The sequence below is a fragment of the Haloplanus salinarum genome (genome assembly GCF_024498175.1).
GTDB lineage: Archaea > Halobacteriota > Halobacteria > Halobacteriales > Haloferacaceae > Haloplanus > Haloplanus salinarum.
Genome location: NZ_CP101823.1, coordinates 3,372,032 through 3,394,459, shown reverse-complemented (window position 1 = coordinate 3,394,459; position 22,428 = coordinate 3,372,032). Strand labels below are relative to the sequence as shown.

The following is a 22,428-nucleotide window of genomic DNA, read 5'->3' as shown; positions in this document are numbered from 1 at the left end:
ATCGGATCACCGGTGGGATAGACGGACACGGTGGACGGAATAGACGGCCGTACGTACATATTTTTCGCCCACTGTCCCATACATTTGTGTACAAACGAGCAATAGATTAATTTATGTAAAGTAATAACACGGCGCACGCAATGTCAGACCACAGTCGACGTGACGTCCTCAGGGGGCTCGGTGCGACCGGGACGGTCGGCATCGTCTCGCTCGCTGGGTGTTCACAGCAGGACGGCGACGGCGGGAGCACGGCGACGCCGACGGAGACCGAGGGGGGCATGGACGGCGACGACGGCGGGATGGAGGAGACGGAGACCGAGTCGGAGTCCGGCGGTGGCGGCGGCGAACCCATCGCCCTCGGCTCCATCTTCCCGATCACGGGGACGAACAGCGCCTACGGCGGCGGCCACCAGCAGGCGTTCAACCTCGCGGTCGAGGAGATCAACGGCTCCGGCGGCGTCCTCGGTGGCCGGGAGATCACGCCGGTCAACCGCGACACCGAGGGGAGCCCGTCGCGCGCGGCCCAGAAGTTCCGGACGATGATCAACCAGGAGGGCATCGTCGGTCTCGTGGGACCGTACTCCAGCGGGATCGGGACGACGCTGGCTCCCATCGCCCGTGACAACCAGGTGATGGAGGTCTCCAACGGCAACACCTCACCCGCCCTGGCGACCGCGGGCGTCAACGAGAGCAACGGCGTCAAATACTACGGCCGGACCTCGCCAAACGACGTCCAGCAGGCGCTCGTGATGGCGCGGGTGCTGAACCAGTCCATCGAAGCCGAGACGGCCTCCTTCCTCTACGTCGACAACCCCTACGGACAGGGGTTGGCGGAGGCCGCGAGCGAGAACTTCGAGGGCGAGACGCTGAACATGGTCGGCTACTCCCAGCAGACCAGCGACTACACGTCCACCCTGGACTCGGTGTTCGACGGCGACCCTGACGCGGTCGGCGCGGTCATGTACCCCGGCGGCGGGCGGACGATCCTCCAGCAGTGGAACCAGGGCGGCTACGGCGGCGAGTGGGTCGGTGCCGAGGCGATCCTGTCGCCCGAACTCCTCTCCGATCTCTCGGAGATCGTCGAGGGGATGTACATCACCTCGCCCCAGACCGCGAACAGCGAGACGTTCCAGGAGAACATGGGTGGCGAGGGGAACATCACGCAGTTCGCCCCCCACGCCTACGACGCGACGTACCTCATGGGCTTCGCGCTGGAGGCCGCGGGCGAGGCCAGCGGCACGGGCATCGCCGAGAACATCCGGGCCGTCTCCCGCCCCAACGACGGCGACACCACCGTCTCGGTCGCGGAGTTCGGGGCCGGGAAGGACGCGCTGGGGAACGACGAGGCCATCGACTACAACGGCGCCTCCGGCTCGGTCGACCTGAACGAGAACCTCGAACCGGTCGTCCCCTACCGCATCCTGCAGGTCCAGAGCGGCGAGGCCGAGGTGGTCGAGGAGGTGCCGCTGTCGTACTTCGAGGGTCGGATCTGAGCCGACCGGACGTAGGCCCCGGCCGCCCGGCGCACTTAACGGGCCGACGCCACTACCCCGGGACGTGAACGTGGAGATCGAGACGCGATGGCACCCCTCGACGAAGCTGAACGCCATCGGTGCGGCGCTGGATTTCACGAGCGTCGATCCGCTCCCCGAGAACGTCACCCGCGACCAGGTCGAGGAGTACTGCTACACGCTCGAACAGCTGTACGGCTCCTACGTGGACGAACTGGTCGCGGAGACGACGCTCTCCCGCCGGGAAGCCCAGACGTGGGTGTTGCGGAACCTCGTCTACGAGGGCGCCGACCGCCTCTCGTTCGAGGCCATCGGCCTCTACATCTGGGCGATCGGTCGCTCGGCCGAGGGCGACCCGCTCTCGCGGACCATCGTCGACGGGTATCACGAGCGGGCCGTCGAGAAGATCGACGCCGCCGAGGCGACGATCAAGCGGGCCGAACCGCCGCCGTACCCCGACGACCTCTACGCGGAGCCGACGATGCTGTGGGTGGAAGGCGAGGTGGCCGAGCGCCTCGCGCGCCGGCTCGGCCCGGACGAGGGGTACAGCGACGCGCTCGAACGGCTCCTCGACGAGACGGTCGACGCCGTCCCACTGGAGTCCCTGCTCGAACGGCTCCGGACGGCCGGCGCGACCCACGTCGGCGTCCGGACCGTCAATCCGGGGTGGGACCGCGAGCTACCGATATCGGTCCACGGCCCGGAGTCGATGGACCTCGACGTCGAGGCGACGGCGGTCCGCGTCGACGACACGCCGTACCCGTTCGGGATCGAACGTCGCCCGGCCGACGCCGGGACCGACTCGTTGCTCACCCTGTTCGCGGCCGACGACGAGTCGGTCGCACCCGTGGCGGGCGTCGACCGACTCCGGCGGGCACTGGAGCGGGTCGAGGCGACGCTACCGGAACTCGTCGAGCGGGCGCGGACGGCGGGCGTGACGGCCCTCGCCGTCGAGGACGAACCGGTGGGAGCCGGCGCGGGGCTGCTGGCCGTCGGGGTGGTCGACGACCCCTTCCCGGATCTGGACCGGTTGGTCCTCGACGACCGCACGCTCGCCGTCGGGGCGGTGACGACACTGACGGCCGCGGAGTACGCGGACCGCGAGGGGACGACGCTCCTGTGGACGGCCCCCGACGCCGCCCTCGACGAACGGCGGGAGCTCCCCGACGATCCGGCCGCGCGCCGCGAGCGGTTCCCGACGGCGGTGTTGCACACCGACTGAGACGGAGTATCGTTCCCGTTTCCCGGGGCTCGCTGGACCGTCCCGGCGAACCACCGGTAACGACCCAAACGGTCCGAACCGGTGGCTTATTCGGCTCGACATCCCTTGAGCGAGTATGGACGACGAGATCAGGCCCGAGGACGTCGAGTCGCTGCTCGAGAGCGACGAGCGGCCGCGAGTGATCGACATCCGTTCGCCGGGGCAGTTCGCGCGCGGGCACATCCCGGACAGCGAGAACGTCCCGTTCGGGGAACTGCCGGACCGAATCGAGGAGTTCGCCGACGCCGACCGCATCGTCACCGTCTGTCCCCACGGGAAGGCGAGCGTCCAAGCCGCACGCCTCATCGCGTCCTACGAGGGAACGGCGGACGCACGCGTCGAGAGCATGGCCGGCGGCCTCGAGGCGTGGGAGGGACCACTGGAGACGGACGACCGGGAGACCGACGGCGAGACGCCGGACTCGCCGTTCTGATCGGGGCGGAAAAGGAGTGCGCTCGACGAACGGACTAGCCGCCGATCACGCGACGTTGAACCCTTTGTCGCGGAGGAAGTCCTCCACGCGGCCGAGATGGTTCCCCTGGAGTTCGATGGACCCGTCCTCGACGGTGCCGCCACAGGCGAACTTGGATTTCAGGTCCGACGACAGGCTGTCCATGTCGACGTCTTTCGGATCGAACCCCTCGATGATCGTTACCTCCTTTCCGTAGCGGCGCTCGTCGATGCGGATGTTGATCTCCTGAGACTCCTTGGCCACGTCCTCGCAGACGCAGAGTTCCTCAGGGAGCCCGCACGTCGAGCAGACTTCCGACATTACAGGGTAAAGCTACTGGATGGGACTATTAAACAGTGTCGGGACCGGTCACGGCGGCCGGCCGAGCGGTCCATCAGCGGGCGAACGGCCGGGTCGGGAGCGTCCGCTCGCGGACCAGTTCGCCGACTGCGTCGGTCACCGCGTCGGCCGCCTCGCGATCCACCCCGTCGCCGTACCGAGCGCGCTCGTAGGTCCGCAGGACCAGCCGAGCGCGGTCGTCGGTCGTCACGCGCTCGACGTACGTCCGGGGCGTCTCGCCCGGACGGCGGGGGCGTTCCTGTCGTTCGAGCAGGTACTGCAGGCGCTCGAACGCCCGTATCGCGTCGGTATCGGGGTCGCGACGCGGGCCGCGGCGCCGGAGCCACACCGCGCGGACCGCTCGAGCGCCCGCGCCCGTGCGTCTGGCCGCCGCCCCGATGCCGACGAGCACCACGCCCCACAGCGCGAGCGTCTCCCGCGAGGGCAGAGTCGGGCCGCGGTCGGCGTCGCTGGCCGCGACCGGGTCGGCGTCGCCGACCGCGTCGGGTTGGGTGTCCGGCATGTCGCCGCCGGCGGGAGCCACCGTCGACGTAGTGTTCGGCACCGAGGCGGGGTCCGCGGCCGTCGAGACGGGGGTCGTGTTGCGGGTCTCCGCCGTGTCGACGCCCGCCTCGTCGGAGCGGCGGGCGTCGTTCAGCCGGGCCTGCTCGGCGGACTCGCGGGGGGCGGCCGGCGTCGGATCGAACCGTACCCAGCCCTCGTCGGGGACGTACACCTGCACCCACGCGTGGGAGTCGAGGCCGCGGACGACCCACTCGTCCTCCGCGACGCGCTCGCCCGGCGTGTAGCCCGTGACGAACCGCGCGGGCACCCCCTCCGCCCGCAGCATCGTCACCATCGTCGTCGCGTAGTAGGTGCAGTAGCCCGCGTCCATCTCGAACAGGAAGGCGTCGGCGACGCTCCCCTCGGGACGTTCGACCGTCAGCGAGTAGCGCTTGTTCGCCTCCAGATACGATTCGATGGCGACCGCCGTCCCGTACGGCGTCTCGGCGCCGGCCTCGTCGGCCACCGTCGCGGCGCGCTCCCGCACCCGATCCGGCGTCGACGCCGGGAGTTGCGTGTAGCGCTCGCGGATCCCGTCGGGGTAGTCGGTGCCGGCCGCCCGAAGTTCGTCGGAAGAGGGTCGGTTCAGTCGGCTGGTGACGGTGTAGCGCTCGCCGGGATCGAGCGTCGTCGCCGGGCGAAGGGTCCCCTGTGGCGTCACCCGGACCCGGGAGGCGGGGATGTCCGTGACCGCGGTCGGCCGCCACGCCGCCGGCATCGCCCCCAGTTCCGTCTCGGCGGTGACCGTCTGTCTCACCTCGGGCCCGTCGCCGGGCGGCCCGTCCAGTCGCCCCCCGTAGGGGCTCGTGTCGCCGGACCGAACCCACCCCGTGCCGGTGTAGCGGTCGTACGTGGCCGTCGTCCAGTAGGATTCGGCCCGGCTCTCGACGGAGAACTGCACCTGCGGCGAGAGCCTGATCGTCCCCACCACCTCCACGCGGTCCTGCGTGTCGACGAGGCTGGTCACGCCCGCGGGCGAACCGCGGTCGGGGAGGACGGGGGCCGTCCGCGTCGCCGGCACCACCGACAGCGACGCCGCGGCGACCACCATGACCGCGAGCAGGATCACCAGCGTGTCGACCTGCGTGCCCGTCCCGCCGTAGCGATCCAGCGTCCCGAAGCCGACGACGGCCGCCGCGCCGACGACGCCCGCGAGGGTCGTGAGCGTCCCCGCGTCGCCCGTCAATACGAGCATGGCGAGCACCGTCCCGCCCACGACGACGCTCGAGACGTACCGGCGGCGGACGGCCAGGTACCACGAGAGGAAGACGGGCGTCGGCGCGACCGACAGCGCCCAGACGTTTGCCTGCGTCAGTCGCAGGACCGACAGCCCGGTGAGCAGGGCGACGGTGTCGGAGAGCAGGCGCTCGGGGGAGATGAGCGCCCGCTGGCTCGCGGGCACGGAGAGGAAGTACACGGCGAAGCCGGCGACGAGGGAGAGCGCCGCAAGGAGGAGCGCGGTCCGGACCCGGAGGACGCGGCCCGTCGCCACGGCCAGCGTCGCCGCCCCCACGAGCGTGGCGAGCATGAGTCGCGAGCCGCCGACCACGTCCGTCACGCGATAGAGGACGCTCCCGTAGGCGGCGGTGAGCACGACCAGCGAGCAGAGGGCGGCGAGCCGAAAGTCGGGACCGATCGACCACGGGAGGAGCCCGGACCGGTCGGCGGCCTCGACGCTCACGCTCGCACCTCCGGTGCGGACGGGGAGCCGTCCTCCGTGGGTCGGTCCCCCCGGTCGTCGAGCCGGCGTCGGGGGCCGGGATCGAAGGGGTGTGACGCGCCGTCGACGCGGACGGTCACCCCGTCCTCGGACGCACGAACCGCGACGTCGGCGTCGGCGTCGGCGTCGCCAGGGTCGCCGGCACCGGCGCGGGCGAGGTGGGTGAGCACCCGGTCGGCGTCGTCCGGCGCCGTCCGAACCCGGCCGTCGGGCGTCGCGAGCGACACCGACACGCCCTCGTCGAGGAGGGAAACGGCGACGGTGGCGGCCGCCTCCGCCATCGCGTCCGCCCGCCCGGGCGCGGCGCTCGCCGCCACCGTCACCGTCCGGCGGTCGCCGTCGTCGGCGAACTCCTGGACGACGAGGTCCTCGCGCTTGGCACTCGACTTCCAGTGGACGTCACGCAGGGAGTCGCCGTTGACGTACTCCCGGAGGTGATCGAACGCGCCGCGCTCGGCGCCCGCGTCGAGGGCTGCGAGGCCCCGGAGCCGCTCGGCGACGGCCGGCGACGGGTGGAACACCCGCGGATACACCAGCACCGAAGCCCGTCCCTCGGGGACGAAGGTGCGCCGCGCGAGGCCGAGCACGTCCCGGGCGTCGACGGTGGCGGGGCCGAGGGCGTGTTCGCCGCGCTCGCGGTAGGTCACTTCGTAGACGAGGGGGTCGCCCCCGACCAGGGTCGTCGCCTCGGCGTCGCCGTCGACGCCCGGGGGGAGACGGTCGCGCACGACGGCGGTGACGGGCGTGTCGGTGTCGAACGCCAGCCGGACGGTCGCCGTCGTCCCCGGATCGGCGGGCGGCGGCGGCGTCCGCTCGACGGTCGGTGGATCGAGGCGGTGGAGTTGGACGCCCGCGGCGAGGAGCGCGACGCCCGCGGGGACGACGACGGCGTCGAGCGACCGCGGGCCGAACGCCGCGCCCGCGGCGACGGCGGCGACGGCGGCGGCGGCGACGGTGACCCCACGGCGGGTCGGGAGGAGGCGTCGGGACATCTCACTCGACCGAAACGGCGGTCAGCGCGGCGTCGACGACGTCGCGCCCCGGTCGGTCGGCGTCGATGCGGTGGCTCCAGACGGTCGGCGCCTCGGTCTGGACGTCGTCGGGGACGACGTACTCGCGGCCGTTCAGGACGGCCCGCGCCTGCGCGGCGCGGGTGAGGGCGATGGCGCCCCGGGGACTCACACCCAGGGACGCCTCGTCGCGGGTGTAGGACGCCAGCCGCGAGACGTACCGCCGAACGGGTTCGCTGAGCGTGACGTTCGCGACGGTCCGACGGGCACCCCGCAGGTCGTCGAGGGTCGCGACGGGTGTGAGCGACTCGATGGGGTGATCGCCCGCGACCCGCTCCAGCAGTCGCGTCTCGGCGTCCTCGTCGGGATAGCCGAGGCGGAGTTTCTTCATGAAGCGGTCGACTTCGGCCATCGGCAGGTCGTACGTCCGGCCGGGCTCGACGTCGTTCTGCGTCGCGATGACGGTGAAGGGATCGGGGAGCCGGCGGGTCTCGCCGTCGACGGTCACCTGTTCCTCGGCCATCGCCTCCAGCAGGGCGGCCTGGGTCTTCGGCGGCGCGCGGTTGATCTCGTCGCCCAGGACGACGTTCGCGAACACGGGGCCGGGGCGAAACTCGAACTCTCGAGTCTTCTGGTTGAACACGTTGACGCCGGTCACGTCCGAGGGGAGGAGGTCGGGCGTGAACTGGACGCGATTGAACGAGCAGTCGACGGAGGTGGCGACGGCCCGCCCGAGGACCGTCTTGCCGACCCCCGGGACGTCCTCGAGGAGGAGGTGGCCGCGGGCGAGGGTCGCGACCAGGATGTGTTCGATTGCGTCGTGTTGCCCGACGATGACCTCCTCGACGTTGTCGACGATGCGGTCGGTGAGCGTCGTGGCGTCGGCCACCGACAGCGGCGGAACCTGTTCCGGGTGATCCGATTCCGGGAGACTTGCGTCCGTCATGGGTGATAGAGCGAGTCGACGGCCGTACCCACGTCCGGGGTCGGCAACCGACCGGCGGCGGGTGTGAACGTGTAACACCCAGACCCACCTATACCTTCGGCCGCCCGCGCCGAGGAAAGGGTTTTGCCCGTCGCCCGCGGTACCGAGCCACATGGTTCCGATCACCGACGGTCCGGCGGAGGTGCCCCGATGAAGCCAGTCGCCTTCGACGAGGCGGAAACCTACGAACCCGAGGAGGGGTGGCGGCGTGTCGCGCTCGCCGGCAGCGACCGCTTCTCCTTCGAGTGGTTCGAGAAACCGCCGGGGCACAGCTCGCCGATGCACGACCACGAGAACGAACAGGTGTGTCTCTGTCTGTCGGGCGAGCTCACCGTGACCACCGCGGACGACGCGGTCACCCTCGGCCCGAACGACTCGGTGTGGCTCGAATCGAACGAGGCCCACCGCGTCGAGAACACGGGCGAGGAGCGTGCCGTCGGCCTCGACGTGTTCGCCCCGGGCCGCTCGTTCGACTTCTGGACCGACCGCGACTGAGCCGGGGGCTCGCCCCCCGGCCCCGCCGGTTTTTATGTGCCGGCTCGCGTACGGTTCCCCAGTGGCACGGGATACCGAGGAGACGGACGAGGGTGAAGCGACGGCCGAGGACGAGTCGACCAGCGGAGACCTCTCGTCCGATGTGCTCGAGTCGCGGGGCCGGGCGACGCCGCTCGCGTCGAGCCGGTTCGCGGCGGTCACCAACCGGTTCGTCCACATGGTCGAACTCGTCGCGGCCGCCGTCTTCGCGCTGCTCTTTGCCATCGGCGTCGTCGACCTCATGATCCAGATCGTGCAGGCGACACAGGCCGGCCGGATCACCGATCCGCTGGTCGTCATCGGCTTCATCGACACCGGCCTCCTCCTCCTCATCATCGTCGAGGTGTACGAGACGGTCATCGCCTACACCGAGGAGAGCGAGACCCGTCGAATCGTCCGGTTGGTCATCTACACCGGGGTCATCGCGATGGTTCGAAAGACGATCATCTTCCGCACGGGCGAGTACGCGACGTCGACCGACGCCCTCCTCGCCGCCACCGCCTACGCCGTGCTCATCCTCGGCCTGGTCGGACTCCTCCTCGTCGAGCGAGGGGAGAGCCGGCAGCTCATGGACTGAGACGGACCGTCGGGGACGGCGTCCGACGCCCCGGGGGGCGCCCTTTTGTCGCTGTAGCGGTATCCACCGGACGTGACCGACCCAGTCCGTCCCCGGCCGTCGGAGGGCGAGTCGACCGTCGTCGAGGCGAACGGCGTCCGCCTCCACGTCGTGCGTGCCGGCCCCGCCGACGGGCCGCCGGTGCTCCTGTTGCACGGCTTCCCCGAGTGCTGGTACGGCTGGGAGCCGGTGGCGCGCCGCCTCGCCGAGGCGGGCCATCGGGTCCTCGTCCCCGATCAGCGCGGCTACAACGCGAGCGAGAAGCCGTCGGGGGTCGGCGCCTACCGCCTGCCGACGCTCGCGGCCGACGCCGCGGGGGTGCTGGACGCCGTCGGCGCCACGTCGGCCCACGTCGTCGGCCACGACTGGGGGGCCGCCGTGGCCTGGTGGCTGGGGCTCGACCACCCCGACCGGGTCCGGACGCTCGCGGCGCTGAACGTCCCCCACCCGACGGTGATGCGACGGACCCTCGCCCGGTCGTGGGACCAGCGCCGCCGGAGCTGGTATTTCGCCGCCTTCCAGCTTCCCCGCCTCCCGGAACTCGTCTCGCGGGCGGGAAACTACCGCCTCTTCGAGCGGTCGATGCGCGAGTCCAGTCGCCCGGGGACGTTCGACGACGCCGACTTCGAGCGCTACCGGGCGGCGTGGCGCCAGCCCGATGCCCTCACCGCGATGGTGAACTGGTACCGCGCGGTGGCGCGGTATCCGCCGCCCGAGCGGACCGACCCGGTCGAGCCGCCGACGCGCGTGATCTGGGGGGTCCGCGACCGCTTCCTCCGGGCGTCGATGGCCAAGGAGAGCGTCGCCTACTGCCGGGACGGCGAGGCCGTCCTGCTCGACGACGCGACCCACTGGCTCCACCGCGAGTTCCCCGACCGGGTGGCCGACCACCTGCGGGCGGGCTTCGACGCGGCCGAGTGAAACCGGAACCGACGGCCGAAACGGGAAGGCTCAAACCCGACGGCACACAGCCATCGGCGTGGGACTCGCAACGCGGTTCGCCGGCGACGAGGCGGACGTGGTGGCCGATCCGCGGTTCAGGGTGATCCTCCTCGGGAGCGTCGTCTCCCCGATGGGCGCCTCGCTCGTCTCGCCGCTGCTCGACTCGCTGACCGGCGTCTACGGCATCCCCGGCGCACGGATCGGCCTGCTCATGGCGGCGTTCACCGCCCCGGGGGTCCTCGCCATCCCGCTGGTCGGTATGGTGTCGGATCGGGTGGGACGAAAGCCGGTGCTCACGGCCGGGCTGGCCCTGTTCGGCGCCGCCGGACTTGGGCTGGCGTTCACGACCGACTTCCGGGTCGCCGTCGCCCTGCGTCTCGTCCAGGGCGTCGGCTTCACCGGCATCGCGCCCGTCCTCATCGCGGCCACGGGCGACCTCTTCACCGGCGAGCGCGAGGCGACCGCCCAGGGCCTCCGCTTTACCACCGTCGGGGGCTCCCTCGCCGTCTTCCCGTTTCTCGCGGGGCTGCTCGTCGCCGTCGCGTGGCAGTATCCCTTCTATCTGTTCGCGCTCGGCCTGCCGGCGGCGGCCGTCGTCCACCGGCGGTTCGAGGAGCCGGCCGCCGACCCCGACGCCGAGGGGCTCGACGTGACGCGACTGCTCGCGCTCGTCCGGACGCCGCGGATCGCGCTGGTGTTGCTCGGCCGGGCCGTCCCCTCCTTCCTCTGGTTCGGCTTCCTGACCTACAACTCCATCGTGGTGGTCCGCCTGCTCGACGGGACGCCCGGCGTGGCGGGGGCGCTGGTCGCCGTCGCCAGCGTCGCGAGTTCGGTCGGCGGCTCCCAGGTGGGGCGGCTCACCGCCGCCTTCGACAGCCGGCGCGCCCCCTTGCTCGTCGGGACGGCGGCCGCCGGACTGGGCCTCGCGGCCGTCGCGCTCGCCCCCTCGCTGCCCGTCGCCGGCGCCGGATCGCTCGTCGTCGGCGCGGGCTTCGGCGTCGTGCTCACGCTCTATCGCAGCACCGTCTCGACGGTTGCGCCCGCGGCGCTCCGGGGGTCGCTCGTCAGCCTCGGCGAGTCCGCCGGCCGGATCGGGAGCACCGTCGCGCCGGTCGTGATGGGCGGGGCCGTCGCGTTCGCCACGCCTCGCTACGGCCTCGCCGTCGCCGTCCGCGGGACGCTCCTCGCCGTCGTCGTCGGGAGCCTCGTCGTCGGGACGGCGTGCGTGCTGTTCGCCGACCGGGCGATGGCGTGATCGACCGCGAGCGGCACGCCTTTACTCCCGGCGCGGCGAGCGACGGTATGCCGGACCTCGGAAAGATCGACCGCGAGTTCTTCGAGACCCACGTCCGCCCCCGCCTCGGCGCCGAGCGCGACGACGTGTGCCTCGGCCCGACGCCCGGCGTCGACTTCGGCCTCCTGTCGATCGGCGACCGGACCGTCGCCATCGCCACCGATCCCGTCTCCGTCCTCCCCGCGCTCGGCTACGAGCGGGCCGGCCGCTTCGCGCTCGACGTCGTCCTCGCGGACGTGGCGGTCAGCGGCCTCCCGCCCTCGCATCTCGCCGTCTCCTTCTCCCTGCCGCCGGGGATGAGCGACGAGGCGTTCGCGGCCGTGTGGGAGGGCCTCCACGCCGAGGCGACGGACCTGGGCGTGAGCGTCGTCACCGGTCACACCGCCCGGTACGATGGGTGTTCGTTCCCCTGGGTCGGTGGGGCGACGGCGCTGGCCGTCGGCGACGCCGCGGACGTGGTTCGCCCGGACGGGGCGCGGCCGGGTGACGACCTCCTGGTGACCGGCGGGCCGGCCGTCGAGACGACGGGGCTGTTGACGACGCTGTTCCCCGAGCGGGTCGACCTCCCGCCGGCGACGCTGGCGACGGCCCAGGACCGGCTCGAGGAGGCGAGTTGCGTCCGCGACGCCCTGACCGCCGCGGCCGCAGGGCCGGTGACCGCGATGCACGACGCCACCGAGGGCGGCCTCCACGGCGCGTTCGCCGAGATGGCGACGGGCGCCGGCGTCCGGTTCGAAATCGAGCGCGACCGGATTCCCGTCCGGCCGGGCGTCGCCGAGACGTGTGCCGCCCTCGATATCGACCCCTGGACCGCCACGACGTCGGGGACGCTGGTCGTCGCCGTCGACCCCGAGGGCACGGACGCGGTGCTGTCGGCGCTCGCCGATCGGGGGACTACCGCCGCCCGGATCGGTCGGGTCGTCGAGGGCGAGGGAGCCTACGTCGACGGCGACCGGATCGCGGCGCCGTCGGTCGACGCCTCGTGGGCCGCCTACGCGCGGCTCTCGACCTGATCGGGGCGCCGTCGGCGACGCTCGCGGTCGGCGGCCGCGGGGCGGGACGAGCACCTCGTGCTGTTTATCGCAGGTCGGTCCCGGTGGGTCGCCGGACCGTCCCGGCGACCACCCGGTGAACGGTTACGATACTCCGAATCAGTCGAAGTCGCGGCGCATCGCGATCTCGAACCACGGGCAGAGTCGGAGCTGACGGTACCACTCGGGATGTTCGTGGAGGTGGTCGTAGTCGACCCACAGGCGGCCGGCGACCTCCGTCTCGTCGGGGTCCAGGGCGACGTCGTCGAGGGTACACTGCAGGACTGAACAGACCTCCCACTCCAGGCCCGCGTTCTCGTAGTAGCGTTTGTACTCGAACTTGTCGGTCACCCGGAGGTCGTCGTACTGATCCGGCGTGACGCCGAGTTCGTCGACGAGTCGCTGGCGGGTAGCCTCCTTCTGGGTCTGGCCCGGTCGCGGGTGGGAGGCGACGGTGCCGTCCCAGTGGGTGTCCCAGAGGCGCTTGCCCGGCGCGCGCTGTGCGAGCAACACCCGGCCCTCGCCGTCGAAGACGAGGGCGGTGAAGGCGCGGTGACGGACGCCGTCGCCGGTGTGTGCATCGAGGCGGTTGACCGTCCCTTGCTCCTGATCGTCCCCGTCGACGGCGATGACCGCCTGTTCGGCGTTGGGGTGTCGCTCCGACGCCCCGGCGTCGCCGCCCTCGTTCGCGCTCATGGTCTACGTTCCGGGAGCGAGGATAATGGCGTCTTCGATGCATCCCGACCGCGTCGCCGCGGGACGCCTCGAATCACCTAAATGCGAACCCCTCGAAGGGCCGTCGATGACCGACGACCGAGAGCGTGACCTCGACGTGGCGACCGTTCGCGAGCGCGTCGACGAGGCGGACGTCGACGCGTCCGACGACGTACTCGACCGCCTCGCGACGCGTGTCGACGAGGCCGACGGCGCGGACGCGACCGAGGCGTTCGCGTCGTGGTACCGGGAGTGCCGACGGGAGCGACGCTCGACGGCCGAGGACGTCGAGGCCGCGGCGACGCGCTTTCGCGACCTGCTGGCGGGGGTCGACCCCGCGGACCGCGAACACAACCAGGTCCGGGCGCGGATCGACGAGTACGAGTCGCAGTTCGAGGCGTTTCGGGCGGAGCTATCGACGGCGGCGGACCGACTCGACGCGACGTCGCGGGAGCCGGGATCGGCCGTCGACCTCTATACGGGTGCCGAACGGCTGGTCGCGTGCGAGCGGGCCGTCCACGAAGTCGCACACGGCCTCCATCACGTCGAGGGGGGGCTCGACGAGTTCGAGTCGTGGCTCCACGACCCCGAGGCGCGGTTCGACGCGTTCCGGGAGGAACTCGGCGGGTTCGAACGGTATCTCGACAACACCGCCGGGCTCCTCGACCGGATCGAGGCGGGCGACGGCGACGACGACCGGGCGTTCGACCGGTGGCTGGCCGCCTACCACCTCCAGCGGGTCATGGGCGTCATCCTCGACGAACTCCGGGCGGACGTCGACGAACTCGAGGCGTGGCTCGGCCGGCGGGAGGGGGCGTACGACGACGAACTGTCGTCGCTCCGCGACCGCGTCACGGGGCTTTCCGAGCGCCACGCGACGTGTTCGAGGCGTCTCGACGCGACGGCCGAGGCCATCGACGGGTTCGAGGAGTCCTGGAACGAGGTGACCGCGTCCGTCGAGTCGTTCGAGTCGACCCTCGAATCGCTCGATCCGCCCGTCGACTGGGCCGCGGTGGAGTCGCTGGTGGACGAGCAGTTCGACGAGCTGTCGATCGAGGTGCGGTAGCTACCCCATCCCCGTCGCGGAGAGGTACTGCGCGCCGAACAGCACCGTGTTGTAGAGGCCGTGAACGACCGCCGGGACGACGAGGTTGCGGGTCCGCTCGTAGAGGTAGCCGAGGACGAGACCGAGGACGGCGGCGACGGTGACGTAGGGTACCCGGGAGCCGCCACCGCCGGTGAGGGCGACCCAGTGGACGACCCCGAAGAGGACACTGGAGAGGGCGATGGCGACCGAGGGACCCCAGGTCCGCCGCAGGATGCCCTGGACGCCGCCCCGGAAGACGAGTTCCTCGAACGGGCCGACGAGCAGGATGGCGACGGGGATCATATAGAGGAAATAGCGGGGGTCGCGCTGGCCGGTGACGACGACCTGGTTCTGGGCCACCTCGACGCTGAACGCCGTCAGCAGGCGAGCGATGACGAGTTGGGCGCCGACGAGGACGAGGACGCCGACGGCGATCAGACCGATCCCCCGGAGGGAGGGGCGTTTCACCTGCAGGAGGTCCCACTCGCCGGTGATGGCGAGGTAGCCGGCGACGGCGAGGCCGAAGCCGACGAACTGGAAGACGGAGGCGACGACGCGGTATTCGAGGGTCTCGCGGGCGAGGATACCGGCCCCGATCAGGGCACTCATCCCGAGCCCGACGACGGCCGTGGCCGCGAGGAAGGCGGCGACGATCAGGAGGAGGCTCCGGAGGAGGTCCCACCCGCGGTCGGCGAACGGGGCGCGGTGCCGTTCGGCGTCGGGCGGCAGGTCCCCGACCCGCTCGCGGCGGAGGTAGTAGCCGACGGCGAAGACCAGTCCGAGGGCGAGGGTCGCGGCCCCGAGTTCGGTCGCGCGGTCGCTCCCCCGGAGCGACGCGTCCTGGTGGACGAGCGTCCCGAGCACCAGCCCGCCGAGCAGGTGCAACATCGCCCCGACCACGAGGAGTTCGTTGACCATACCGGCCCCTGTCGGCCCGGGAGTAAGTATCAGTCGATGACGAGACGGCGCTTCTCGGGCACCGCGTCGTCCGCGTCGACGTCGCCGCCGCCGAGGAGGCCGCGGGCGGCGCGCTTGCCCCACTCGACCGCGGGCTGGGTGAACGTCTCGACGCCCGCGAGCTCGCCGTACATGATACAGGCCGCCTCCATGCCGTAGAGGAGTTCGCCGACGCCCCGCTCGTCGACGCGGTCGACCTCGATGCGGACGTTCGGGCAGTTCGAGGCCGCGAGGCTCGCCTCGGTCGCCCGGAACTCGGCGTCGAGCAGGTCGGCGAGGCTCCCGCCGCCGAGGTAGGCGAGGCCGTCGAGGTCCGTCTCGGGGATGGCGACGTCGGGACGCTCCCGGGGCCGGACGAGCGTCACGAGTTTGTCCCGCGGGCCGGCGCGGTAGAGCTGGAGCTGGGAGTGCTGGTCCGTCGCTCCGAGCGCCCGGGCGGGCGTCTGGCCGACGGCGTCCTTGCCGAGGCTCTCGGCCCACAACTGGGCGAACCACTCCGCGAATGACTCCAGCGACTCGGCGTAGGGCATCATCGCGTTGACGCCCGCGCCGCGGCGTTCGAGGGCATGACAGGTCGCGCCGTAGGCGTAGGCGGGCGATTCGAACAGCGACCCCGCGAGCCGGTCGGCCTCGGCCCGCGCCCCGTCGACGATGGCCTCGACGTCGTGGCCGGCGAGGGCGGCGACGGGGAGCGCGACCGTCGAGAGCACCGAGAAGCGCCCGGGGACGCCCGCGGGGACGTCGAGAACGGGCAGGTCGTGGCGGTCGGCCAGATTCCGGAGGTTCCCCGACGGACCCGTGGTGACCAGGGTGCGCTCGGTCCAGTCGACGCCGGCGTCGGCCATCGCCTCGCGGACGATCAGGAAGTTCGAGAGGGTCTCGGCGGTGGTGCCCGACCGGGAGACCACGTGGACGACGGTGTCGGAAAGCGGGAGGGTCTCGAGGAGACCGGCGACACGTGCGGGGTCGACGTTGTCGAGGACGTATGCGTCGAGGTCGGTTCCGAGGGCCTCGGCGAGCGTCGCGGCGCCGAGGGCGCTCCCGCCGATGCCGACGGAGAGGACGGCCGCGGGGTCGTCGAAGCGATCCACCGCCCGGCGGACGGCCGCCGGGTCGACCGTCTCGGGGAGGTTCAGCGACGCGTAGCCGTGGGCCGCCTCGGCCCGGCCGCGCTCGATGCGGTCGTGGGCGTCGGCGACGCGCTCGTCGAGCCGCTCCAAGGCCTCGCGCGTGAGTCGCGGTTCGGCGTCGAGTGCGTTGCCGAGGTCGACGTACATGGCCCAAGCGGGGACCCGCTCCGGCAAAACCGTTTCCAGTTCGGCGAGCCGAGCGTACCTTTTACCATCCCCTCGGTTCTGGGAGCCGATATGCGAATCAGCGGGCCCTCCGGGCGAGTCGGTATCGCCCTCACGCTGGTGATCGGTCTCGCGTCGATCGGATTCGGCGCGTACAGTTACAGCACGCAGTCGTCGGCGCTCGGCTCCGCCGAGACGGTCCAGGGGACGATCACGTCGACGTCCGTCGAGGAGCGCTCGACCAAGGGCACCTCGTACGTCCCGCGGGCGACCTTCGAGTACACCTACGAGGGGGAGAACTACACCGCCTCGAACGTCTACCCCGGAACGCTCGTCCGGGATTTCGACACCGAGAGCGCGGCCAGAGCCGAACTCGACGGGGACGAACCGGGAGAGACGGCGACGGTGTACGTCCCGACCGACGCGCCGGGGGAGGGGTACCTCGAGCCGGAGCGAAGCAACAAGCCGCTTCTCCTGGTCGGCGTCGGCGCGCTGTTCCTCCTGGGGGCGGGGCGGTCGGCGATGGGTTAGGCCGCCGGCCACCGCAGGTAGACCATCACGACGACGATGGCGAGTTGAAACAGGCCCTGGACGCCGCTCAGGCGGGCGTTTCGCATCCCGATCCGGCTGACGACTTCGGGGTCGGGGTCGCCCGACGCCAACTGGCGGTAGATACGCATCTCGCCGGGGAGGAGGACGCCGAACCCGAGGACCGAGAGGACGGTGACGATGGCGAGCGTGAGCAGGATGATCGGGGAGGTCAGCCCGAAGGCGTCGGCGGTGACGGCGAGGTAGGCGCCGCCGCCGAGGAGCGCGACGGCGAAGGCGACCAGCCACCGGGGGTCGTCGAGGGCGTCGAACTGCCAGCCGACGAGGAGGAGCGCGGGGACGGTGGTCGCGAGCGTCAGGAGGGCGATCCACGGCTGGGCGTGGGGGAAGACGCCCAGCCGCTCGGCGAGGGTGACCCCGCCGACGATGGTGACCAGGGCGAGCGACGGCATGAGGAAGGCCATCTTCGGCGTGAATCGCCGGAAGACGCTGGCACGCTCCTCGACGGACAGGCCACCGAGGACGGGACCGAGGACGAGCGCCATGAAGAGGTCGATGCCCGTCCACAGCACGCCGGCCATCACGTGGACGTAGATGTGGTGGACGACGGGGGCGGCGAGGAGGGCGTAGGCGAGGGCGCCGACGGGGACGGCGACGGCGCCGGCGGCGAAGGCGGGATTGGCTCGCTGACCCATGCCCCTGATCGCACCGCGGACGGTCGCTCGCGACGTTGACATCGTCCGTGGCAAGCGTCCGGGCGGGCAAAAGCGTTCAGGCGGTCACAGCACGACGCCGTCCTGCAGGAGCGTGATCAGCACGGTCAACACCGGGACGCTGGCGACGGTCGTGACGAAGATGGTCATGGTGAGATACTCGGAGGCCGAGAGGCCGTCGCGGTCGTCCACGTCGCTGTACGAGAGGGTGAGCGCGAGGGGGATGAGCGCGACGGGCGTCGCACAGAGCAGGACGAACACCCGGGCGACGGCGACGTCGCCGAACTTCCCGAGGGCGAGCGCGACGGCGAGGCCCGTCAGCGGGGCGACGACGAGTTTGACGATCGAGGGGCGGATCACCCGGCGGACGTTGCCGTACTCCAAGCCGTAGAGTTGGACCCCGACGATGACGAGCATCAGGGGGATTGAGGCGTCGCCGACGAGGCTGACGGTGGACATGAACGTCCCGTCGGTCGGCGGGGCGATCCCGAGGAGGCGGACGGTGCCGGCGACGGCGATGGCGTAGACGAGCGGCAGGCGGAATATCTCCTTGACCGCGCCGATGCCGGCCTCGCCGCCGCCCCGGGAGGCGACGTAGACGCCGAGGGTGTACATCAGGAACGCCTGGGCGGTGATGTAGATGACGGCCGTGGTCCGGCCCACGTCGCCGAAGGCGAACTCCGCGAGCGGGATGCCGTAGAAGCCGGCGTTGGGGAGCGCCCCCGCGAGGACGTCCGCGCTCCGGTAGGGTTCGGGGACGCCGAGCAGGCGGTCGAGGAGTTCGACCAGCCCCATCGTGACGATCACGAAGAGGCCGACCCCGGCGAAGATGAGCGCGACGGTGTCGCCGGAGAGCGTCGTCGTGACGATGCTGTGGAAGATGAGCGCGGGGAGAAAGAGATAGAGGGCGACGTCGTTGAGCGAGTCGACCTCGACGTCGAGGGCGGCCGCGAGCGTATACCCCAGGGCCATGACCGCCACGATGGGGAGGACGGCCGAGGTGAACGCGGAGACGAGCGACATAGGCCGGGCGTCGCCGGCGGGGGGCCTTAGCCTCCGTGTGGGAGCAAGGGCTTCCGCTTCCCAAAGGGCAGGTTTCAAGCGCGGCGGGCGACGACGACGCGGTATGTACGACCGACTGAAGGGGTTCCGTGACTTCTACCCCGAGGAGATGGCCGCCAGGCGGGCGGTGGCGGACACGCTGGAGGAGACCGCCCGGCGGTACGGGTTCCGGGAGATCGGCACCCCGGCGCTGGAGGCCGTCGATCTCTACACCGACAAGAGCGGCGAGGAGATCGTCGAGGAACTGTACGCCTTCGAGGACAAGGGCGGCCGCCACGTCGCCATGACGCCGGAGTTGACGCCGACGGTGGCGCGGATGGTCGTCGCGAAGGGCCAGGAGCTCCAGAAGCCGATCAAGTGGATGTCGACGCGGCCCTTCTGGCGGTACGAGCAGGTCCAGCAGGGGCGGTTCCGCGAGTTCTACCAGACGAACGTCGACGTCTTCGGGTCGGCGGAGCCGACGGCCGACGCGGAGATTCTGGCGTACGCGGCCGACGCCCTGACCGCGCTCGGCCTCTCCGGCGACGACTTCGAGTTCCGGGTCTCCCACCGCGACATCCTCGGCGGCCTCCTCCGGGCGTTCGACGCCGACGTACGGGTTCGAGAGGCGGTTCGTGCGGTCGACAAATCCGAGAAGATCGAGCCGGCTCAGTATTACGACCTGCTCCACGAGGCCGGCCTCTCCTACGACCAGGCCGAGCGGTTCGACGAACTGCTGGCGACCGACGACCTCGACGACCTCACGGCCTTCGCCGGCACCGACGACGTCGCGGCGGCGGTGGGGAACCTGCGGAACGTCCTCGACGCCGCCGCGGACTTCGGCGTCCGGGAGTACTGCAGCGTCTCCCTGGAGACGGCCCGGGGACTGGATTACTACACCGGCACCGTCTTCGAGTGTTTCGACACGCAGGGCGAGGTGTCCCGGGCGGTGTTCGGCGGCGGGCGGTACGACGACCTGATCGAGAGCTACGGCGGGCAGCCGACGCCGGCCGTTGGCGTCGCACCCGGCCACGCCACGCTCTCCTTGCTCCTCCAGCGGGCGGGCGTCTGGCCCGACGAGGCGCTCGCGACGGACTACTACGTCCTCTCGGTGGGTGACACCCGGGAGACGGCCGCGCGGGTGGCCCGTGACCTCCGGGAGCGGGGCCACGTCGTCGAGTCGGACCTCGCGGACCGGAGCTTCGGCGCGCAGATGTCCTACGCCGACGGCGTCAACGCCGAGACGGTCGTCATCGTCGGCGAGCGCGACCTGGAGAACGGCGAGGTGACGGTCAAGGAGATGGAGAGCGGCGACCAGACGACCGCACCCGTCGACGCCTTCCCGGGCGACCACGACCGGCCGACCTACGACGACTTCGCGTAGGGGTTAACTGCCGGGGCGCCCGACCCCCGTCGATGCCGCGACGCGCCTTCCGGATCGCCTACGACGGCCGGCCGTACTCGGGGTTCCAGCGACAGCCCGACCGGCCGACCGTCGAGGACGCGCTGTTCGACGCGCTCCGTGACCTCGACCTGGCGGCGCCGCCGGCGGGCTACGCCGCCGCAGGGCGGACCGACGCGGGCGTCTCGGCGCTCGCCCAGACCGTCGCCTTCGAGGCGCCCGACTGGCTCTCGCCCGCCGCGCTGAACGGGACGCTCCCCGCGACGGTCCGGGCGTGGGCGAGCGCGGACGTCAGCCCGGACTTTCACGCCACCCACGATGCCCGCCGCCGGAGCTACCGATACCACCTGTACGCGCCGACGCTCGACGACGACCGGGCCGGCGAGGCGCTGGACCGCCTGACCGGCGAGCACGACTTTCACAACCTCACGACCGACGACGCGGGGACCGTCCGCCGCCTCGACGCGAGCGGGGAGCGGGACGGCGACTTCCTCGTGTTGACGCTCGCGGCCGGCGGGTTCGCCCGGCACATGGTCCGTCGGATCGCGTCGCTGGTGCGGGCGGTCGGTGCCGGCGAGAGCGACCCCGAGCGGGTGGGCCGCGTCCTCGGGCCCGACCCCCTCGACGGCCCCGCGGGGGTTCCCACCGCACCGGCGACGCCGCTCGTCCTCGCGGACGTGACGTATCCGGGCGTCACCTTCGCGCCGGACCCCGACGCCGTCGAGAGCGCACTCGGCGTCTTCGCGGAGCGGCGCGTCGAGGCGCGGACGGCCGCGCGGGTCGTCGGCGACCTGTGTGACGGCATCGAGTGAGGGTGTGGATGGCGGTGCTGGGCGGGGCGGTGCTGAGCGGGGCGGTGCTGGGCGGGGCGGTGCTGGGCGGGGCGGGGCGGTCCAGCACGAGTGACCGCGACGAGCGAGGGATCTCCGATCCCGCGGCGAGTCGCGGCCGTTTTTGCTCCAGCTTTTTGCGAGGAGCGGTCGCGCGGAGCGCGACCCGACGACGTAAAAAGGTGGGCGTCACCCGACGACGTAAAAAGGTGGGCCCGCGTAGCCACCGACATGTCCGAGCGCACTGCCGTCGTACTCGCCGGCGGTCGGTCGACGCGGTTCGGCGACGAGGACAAGGCGGTCGCCGACCTCGCGGGGACGCCCATGATCCGGCGGGTGGTCGACCGGGTCGCCCCCGTCGTCGACGCGGTCGTGATCAACTGCCGCGCCGAACAGACGCCGGCGATCCGTGAGGCGCTCGACGGGGTGGGCCTCCCCGTCACGTTCGCGGAGGACGAATCCCCCGACGAGGGGCCGATGGCGGGGATGGCGACGGGCCTTCGCGCCGTCGCGGGCGAGTACGCCTTCGTCGTCGCCTGCGACATGCCCTTCGTCGACCCCGAGTTCGTCGACTACCTGTTCGAGCGGGCCCCGGGCCACGAGGCCGTTGTCCCCAGGCCGGAGCAGTGGTTCGAGACGACCCACGCGGTCTACCGGGCGGCGGCGATGGCCGAGGCCTGCGAGGCGGCCCTGGACGCCGGGGAAGAGCGGATCGTCGCGCCGCTGTTCGAACTGGATTTCGTCGTCGTCGACGCCGAGGCGGTGCGGGAACACGGCCACCGGCGTACCTTCGAGAACTGCAACACGCGGGAGGACTTCGCCGACGCCGAACGGCGCCTGCGCGATTAGATCACGTCGACGACCGAGGGGTCGGCCATCCGTGCGAGGACGACCCGGGGGACGTCGGCCCGGTCGTGGACGGCCGCGGCGATCTTCCGACCGGTCGCCGCGAGGTCGTCGTCGTCGACCATATTCACGAGCGGGACGACCGTCGCCGTCGGTGGGACGCGTTTCCGCCCGCCCGCTCGACTGGCGAGGACGGTCGCCACGTCCTCGGGACCGATCGGATCGCCGAGGGCGAGGCCCGTGAGTTCGGCCACCCGCTCGGGTCGGTGGACGTGGTCGTCGGTGAGTGGCTTCCCGACGACGCGGGCGCTCGCGACGGGGATCACCGTGTCGGCGGTCGCCGGCACCTGGGGTTCGCGGTCGTCGGGTGCCTTCAGCAGCCGCGTGCGCGCCCCGTCGGCCTTCGCGAGGACCGTCCCGTCGTGTGCCGCGCGGATCGCCGTGACCGTCTCGCGGTCGTAGCCGAGGTAGCGGTCGTCACGCTCGCGTTCGGGGACGAGTCCGAGCGGCCAAGTCGTCGCGTCGGCGTCGCGGAGTGTCCCGATCGGGTCGCGGGTGACACGCACCGCCGCGACGTTGTCGTCGAAGATGGGGATGCGAACCGTCGCGGTCACGACGGCCCGCTCCAGCCGGGCGGCCAGGGCGTACAGGGTCGTCTTCTTGCCGCCGGCGCCGACGACACAGACGAGGTCCGCGTCGGCCGACAGCGCCTCGATGAGATCCATGGCCACGCTTT

Annotated in this window: 23 protein-coding genes; 13 read left to right on the top strand and 10 right to left on the bottom strand. The window is 71.7% G+C overall.

Annotation, left to right across the window (positions count from 1 at the left end; genetic code table 11):
* The first annotated feature begins 140 nt into the window (after window positions 1-140).
* From NO364_RS17800 to NO364_RS17790, 3 genes are all read left to right on the top strand, one after another.
* Window positions 141-1,493, top strand: coding sequence for an ABC transporter substrate-binding protein (locus tag NO364_RS17800; RefSeq protein ID WP_257628180.1), 1,353 nt, complete (start codon window positions 141-143; stop codon window positions 1,491-1,493).
* 64 nt (window positions 1,494-1,557) lie between these two features.
* Entirely contained in the window at window positions 1,558-2,733 is a 1,176-nt protein-coding gene (locus NO364_RS17795) for a hypothetical protein (RefSeq protein WP_257628179.1), read from the top strand.
* A gap of 115 nt (window positions 2,734-2,848) precedes the next feature.
* A complete protein-coding gene (locus NO364_RS17790) occupies window positions 2,849-3,205 on the top strand; it encodes a rhodanese-like domain-containing protein (protein ID WP_157689618.1) in 357 nt (118 codons plus the stop codon).
* Between the two features lie 45 nt (window positions 3,206-3,250).
* On the opposite strand, the gene yciH is transcribed toward NO364_RS17790, so the two are convergent.
* From yciH to NO364_RS17770, 4 genes are all read right to left on the bottom strand, one after another.
* The gene (gene yciH, locus NO364_RS17785) at window positions 3,251-3,544 is read right to left on the bottom strand and encodes a stress response translation initiation inhibitor YciH (protein ID WP_049935096.1); all 294 of its coding nucleotides are present in this window, start codon (window positions 3,542-3,544) and stop codon (window positions 3,251-3,253) included.
* A 73-nt stretch (window positions 3,545-3,617) separates the two neighbouring features.
* On the bottom strand, window positions 3,618-5,807 hold the full coding sequence (locus NO364_RS17780; protein WP_257628178.1) for a transglutaminase TgpA family protein: 2,190 nt from the start codon (window positions 5,805-5,807) through the stop codon (window positions 3,618-3,620).
* Entirely contained in the window at window positions 5,804-6,838 is a 1,035-nt protein-coding gene (locus tag NO364_RS17775; RefSeq protein ID WP_257628177.1) for a DUF58 domain-containing protein, read from the bottom strand. The genes NO364_RS17780 and NO364_RS17775 overlap by 4 nt, the downstream gene beginning before the upstream one ends.
* A gap of 1 nt (window position 6,839) precedes the next feature.
* Window positions 6,840-7,802, bottom strand: a complete 963-nt coding sequence (locus NO364_RS17770; RefSeq protein WP_257628176.1) for an AAA family ATPase — start codon at window positions 7,800-7,802, stop codon at window positions 6,840-6,842.
* 189 nt (window positions 7,803-7,991) lie between these two features.
* On the opposite strand from NO364_RS17770, the gene NO364_RS17765 reads away from it, so the two are divergent.
* The 5 genes from NO364_RS17765 (at window position 7,992) to NO364_RS17745 (ending at window position 12,240) form a co-directional block, all read left to right on the top strand.
* A complete protein-coding gene (locus tag NO364_RS17765; protein ID WP_157689621.1) occupies window positions 7,992-8,336 on the top strand; it encodes a cupin domain-containing protein in 345 nt (114 codons plus the stop codon).
* Window positions 8,337-8,478: 142 nt separating this feature from the next.
* The gene (locus NO364_RS17760; protein WP_233255350.1) at window positions 8,479-8,952 is read left to right on the top strand and encodes a phosphate-starvation-inducible PsiE family protein; all 474 of its coding nucleotides are present in this window, start codon (window positions 8,479-8,481) and stop codon (window positions 8,950-8,952) included.
* A 72-nt stretch (window positions 8,953-9,024) separates the two neighbouring features.
* Window positions 9,025-9,912, top strand: coding sequence for an alpha/beta fold hydrolase (locus NO364_RS17755; protein WP_157689623.1), 888 nt, complete (start codon window positions 9,025-9,027; stop codon window positions 9,910-9,912).
* Window positions 9,913-9,970: 58 nt separating this feature from the next.
* Window positions 9,971-11,188 (top strand): MFS transporter, encoded by a 1,218-nt coding sequence (locus NO364_RS17750; protein ID WP_257628175.1) that lies wholly within the window; start codon window positions 9,971-9,973, stop codon window positions 11,186-11,188.
* A gap of 47 nt (window positions 11,189-11,235) precedes the next feature.
* Window positions 11,236-12,240, top strand: a complete 1,005-nt coding sequence (locus NO364_RS17745) for an AIR synthase family protein (protein WP_257628174.1) — start codon at window positions 11,236-11,238, stop codon at window positions 12,238-12,240.
* A gap of 138 nt (window positions 12,241-12,378) precedes the next feature.
* On the opposite strand, the gene NO364_RS17740 is transcribed toward NO364_RS17745, so the two are convergent.
* The gene (locus tag NO364_RS17740; RefSeq protein WP_157689626.1) at window positions 12,379-12,954 is read right to left on the bottom strand and encodes an NUDIX hydrolase; all 576 of its coding nucleotides are present in this window, start codon (window positions 12,952-12,954) and stop codon (window positions 12,379-12,381) included.
* Window positions 12,955-12,979: 25 nt separating this feature from the next.
* Between NO364_RS17740 and NO364_RS17735 the strand changes: the two genes are divergently transcribed.
* A complete protein-coding gene (locus NO364_RS17735; RefSeq protein WP_257628173.1) occupies window positions 12,980-14,038 on the top strand; it encodes a hypothetical protein in 1,059 nt (352 codons plus the stop codon).
* On the opposite strand, the gene NO364_RS17730 is transcribed toward NO364_RS17735, so the two are convergent.
* Together NO364_RS17730 and NO364_RS17725 are read right to left on the bottom strand one after the other, a co-directional pair.
* Complete coding sequence (locus NO364_RS17730) at window positions 14,039-14,977, bottom strand: CPBP family intramembrane glutamic endopeptidase (RefSeq protein WP_257628172.1); 939 nt, start codon at window positions 14,975-14,977, stop codon at window positions 14,039-14,041.
* 29 nt (window positions 14,978-15,006) lie between these two features.
* Complete coding sequence (locus NO364_RS17725; RefSeq protein WP_257628171.1) at window positions 15,007-16,293, bottom strand: glucose-6-phosphate isomerase; 1,287 nt, start codon at window positions 16,291-16,293, stop codon at window positions 15,007-15,009.
* A gap of 90 nt (window positions 16,294-16,383) precedes the next feature.
* Between NO364_RS17725 and NO364_RS17720 the strand changes: the two genes are divergently transcribed.
* A complete protein-coding gene (locus NO364_RS17720; RefSeq protein ID WP_157689630.1) occupies window positions 16,384-16,842 on the top strand; it encodes a DUF3592 domain-containing protein in 459 nt (152 codons plus the stop codon).
* Here NO364_RS17720 and NO364_RS17715 read toward each other — a convergent pair.
* A complete protein-coding gene (locus NO364_RS17715; RefSeq protein WP_420191870.1) occupies window positions 16,839-17,555 on the bottom strand; it encodes a hypothetical protein in 717 nt (238 codons plus the stop codon). The two genes, NO364_RS17720 and NO364_RS17715, sit on opposite strands and share 4 nt — an antisense overlap.
* An 84-nt stretch (window positions 17,556-17,639) precedes the next feature.
* Window positions 17,640-18,596 carry an AEC family transporter gene (locus NO364_RS17710; protein ID WP_257628169.1) on the bottom strand — a complete coding sequence of 319 codons (957 nt, stop codon included), beginning with the start codon at window positions 18,594-18,596 and terminating at the stop codon, window positions 17,640-17,642.
* A 103-nt stretch (window positions 18,597-18,699) separates the two neighbouring features.
* Here NO364_RS17710 and hisS point away from each other — a divergent pair, with 103 nt between their 5' ends.
* The 3 genes from hisS to mobA all read left to right on the top strand — a co-directional run bounded on the left by hisS (window position 18,700) and on the right by mobA (window position 21,695).
* Window positions 18,700-19,998 carry a histidine--tRNA ligase gene (gene hisS / locus NO364_RS17705; RefSeq protein WP_157689633.1) on the top strand — a complete coding sequence of 433 codons (1,299 nt, stop codon included), beginning with the start codon at window positions 18,700-18,702 and terminating at the stop codon, window positions 19,996-19,998.
* A gap of 32 nt (window positions 19,999-20,030) precedes the next feature.
* The gene (gene truA / locus NO364_RS17700) at window positions 20,031-20,828 is read left to right on the top strand and encodes a tRNA pseudouridine(38-40) synthase TruA (RefSeq protein WP_257628168.1); all 798 of its coding nucleotides are present in this window, start codon (window positions 20,031-20,033) and stop codon (window positions 20,826-20,828) included.
* Between the two features lie 249 nt (window positions 20,829-21,077).
* Window positions 21,078-21,695, top strand: coding sequence for a molybdenum cofactor guanylyltransferase (mobA, locus tag NO364_RS17695; RefSeq protein ID WP_257628167.1), 618 nt, complete (start codon window positions 21,078-21,080; stop codon window positions 21,693-21,695).
* Here the strand turns inward: mobA and yqeC are convergent.
* Window positions 21,692-22,417: a selenium cofactor biosynthesis protein YqeC gene (gene yqeC, locus NO364_RS17690; RefSeq protein ID WP_257628166.1), complete on the bottom strand. Its 726-nt coding sequence runs from the start codon at window positions 22,415-22,417 to the stop codon at window positions 21,692-21,694. The two genes, mobA and yqeC, sit on opposite strands and share 4 nt — an antisense overlap.
* Window positions 22,418-22,428 lie beyond the last annotated feature (11 nt).

Excerpts from the sequence above, each read along its gene's own strand:
- NO364_RS17800 (WP_257628180.1), top strand. The coding sequence starts at position 141 with ATGTCAGACCACAGTCGACGTGACGTCCTCAGGGGGCTCGGTGCGACC.
- NO364_RS17790 (WP_157689618.1), top strand. The coding sequence starts at position 2,849 with ATGGACGACGAGATCAGGCCCGAGGACGTCGAGTCGCTGCTCGAGAGC.
- yciH (WP_049935096.1), bottom strand. The coding sequence starts at position 3,544 with ATGTCGGAAGTCTGCTCGACGTGCGGGCTCCCTGAGGAACTCTGCGTC.
- NO364_RS17775 (WP_257628177.1), bottom strand. The coding sequence starts at position 6,838 with ATGTCCCGACGCCTCCTCCCGACCCGCCGTGGGGTCACCGTCGCCGCC.
- NO364_RS17770 (WP_257628176.1), bottom strand. The coding sequence starts at position 7,802 with ATGACGGACGCAAGTCTCCCGGAATCGGATCACCCGGAACAGGTTCCG.
- NO364_RS17765 (WP_157689621.1), top strand. The coding sequence starts at position 7,992 with ATGAAGCCAGTCGCCTTCGACGAGGCGGAAACCTACGAACCCGAGGAG.
- NO364_RS17745 (WP_257628174.1), top strand. The coding sequence starts at position 11,236 with ATGCCGGACCTCGGAAAGATCGACCGCGAGTTCTTCGAGACCCACGTC.
- NO364_RS17740 (WP_157689626.1), bottom strand. The coding sequence starts at position 12,954 with ATGAGCGCGAACGAGGGCGGCGACGCCGGGGCGTCGGAGCGACACCCC.
- NO364_RS17735 (WP_257628173.1), top strand. The coding sequence starts at position 12,980 with ATGGCGTCTTCGATGCATCCCGACCGCGTCGCCGCGGGACGCCTCGAA.
- NO364_RS17730 (WP_257628172.1), bottom strand. The coding sequence starts at position 14,977 with ATGGTCAACGAACTCCTCGTGGTCGGGGCGATGTTGCACCTGCTCGGC.
- NO364_RS17725 (WP_257628171.1), bottom strand. The coding sequence starts at position 16,293 with ATGTACGTCGACCTCGGCAACGCACTCGACGCCGAACCGCGACTCACG.
- NO364_RS17720 (WP_157689630.1), top strand. The coding sequence starts at position 16,384 with ATGCGAATCAGCGGGCCCTCCGGGCGAGTCGGTATCGCCCTCACGCTG.
- NO364_RS17715 (WP_420191870.1), bottom strand. The coding sequence starts at position 17,555 with ATGGGTCAGCGAGCCAATCCCGCCTTCGCCGCCGGCGCCGTCGCCGTC.
- NO364_RS17710 (WP_257628169.1), bottom strand. The coding sequence starts at position 18,596 with ATGTCGCTCGTCTCCGCGTTCACCTCGGCCGTCCTCCCCATCGTGGCG.
- hisS (WP_157689633.1), top strand. The coding sequence starts at position 18,700 with ATGTACGACCGACTGAAGGGGTTCCGTGACTTCTACCCCGAGGAGATG.
- truA (WP_257628168.1), top strand. The coding sequence starts at position 20,031 with ATGCCGCGACGCGCCTTCCGGATCGCCTACGACGGCCGGCCGTACTCG.
- mobA (WP_257628167.1), top strand. The coding sequence starts at position 21,078 with ATGTCCGAGCGCACTGCCGTCGTACTCGCCGGCGGTCGGTCGACGCGG.
- yqeC (WP_257628166.1), bottom strand. The coding sequence starts at position 22,417 with ATGGATCTCATCGAGGCGCTGTCGGCCGACGCGGACCTCGTCTGTGTC.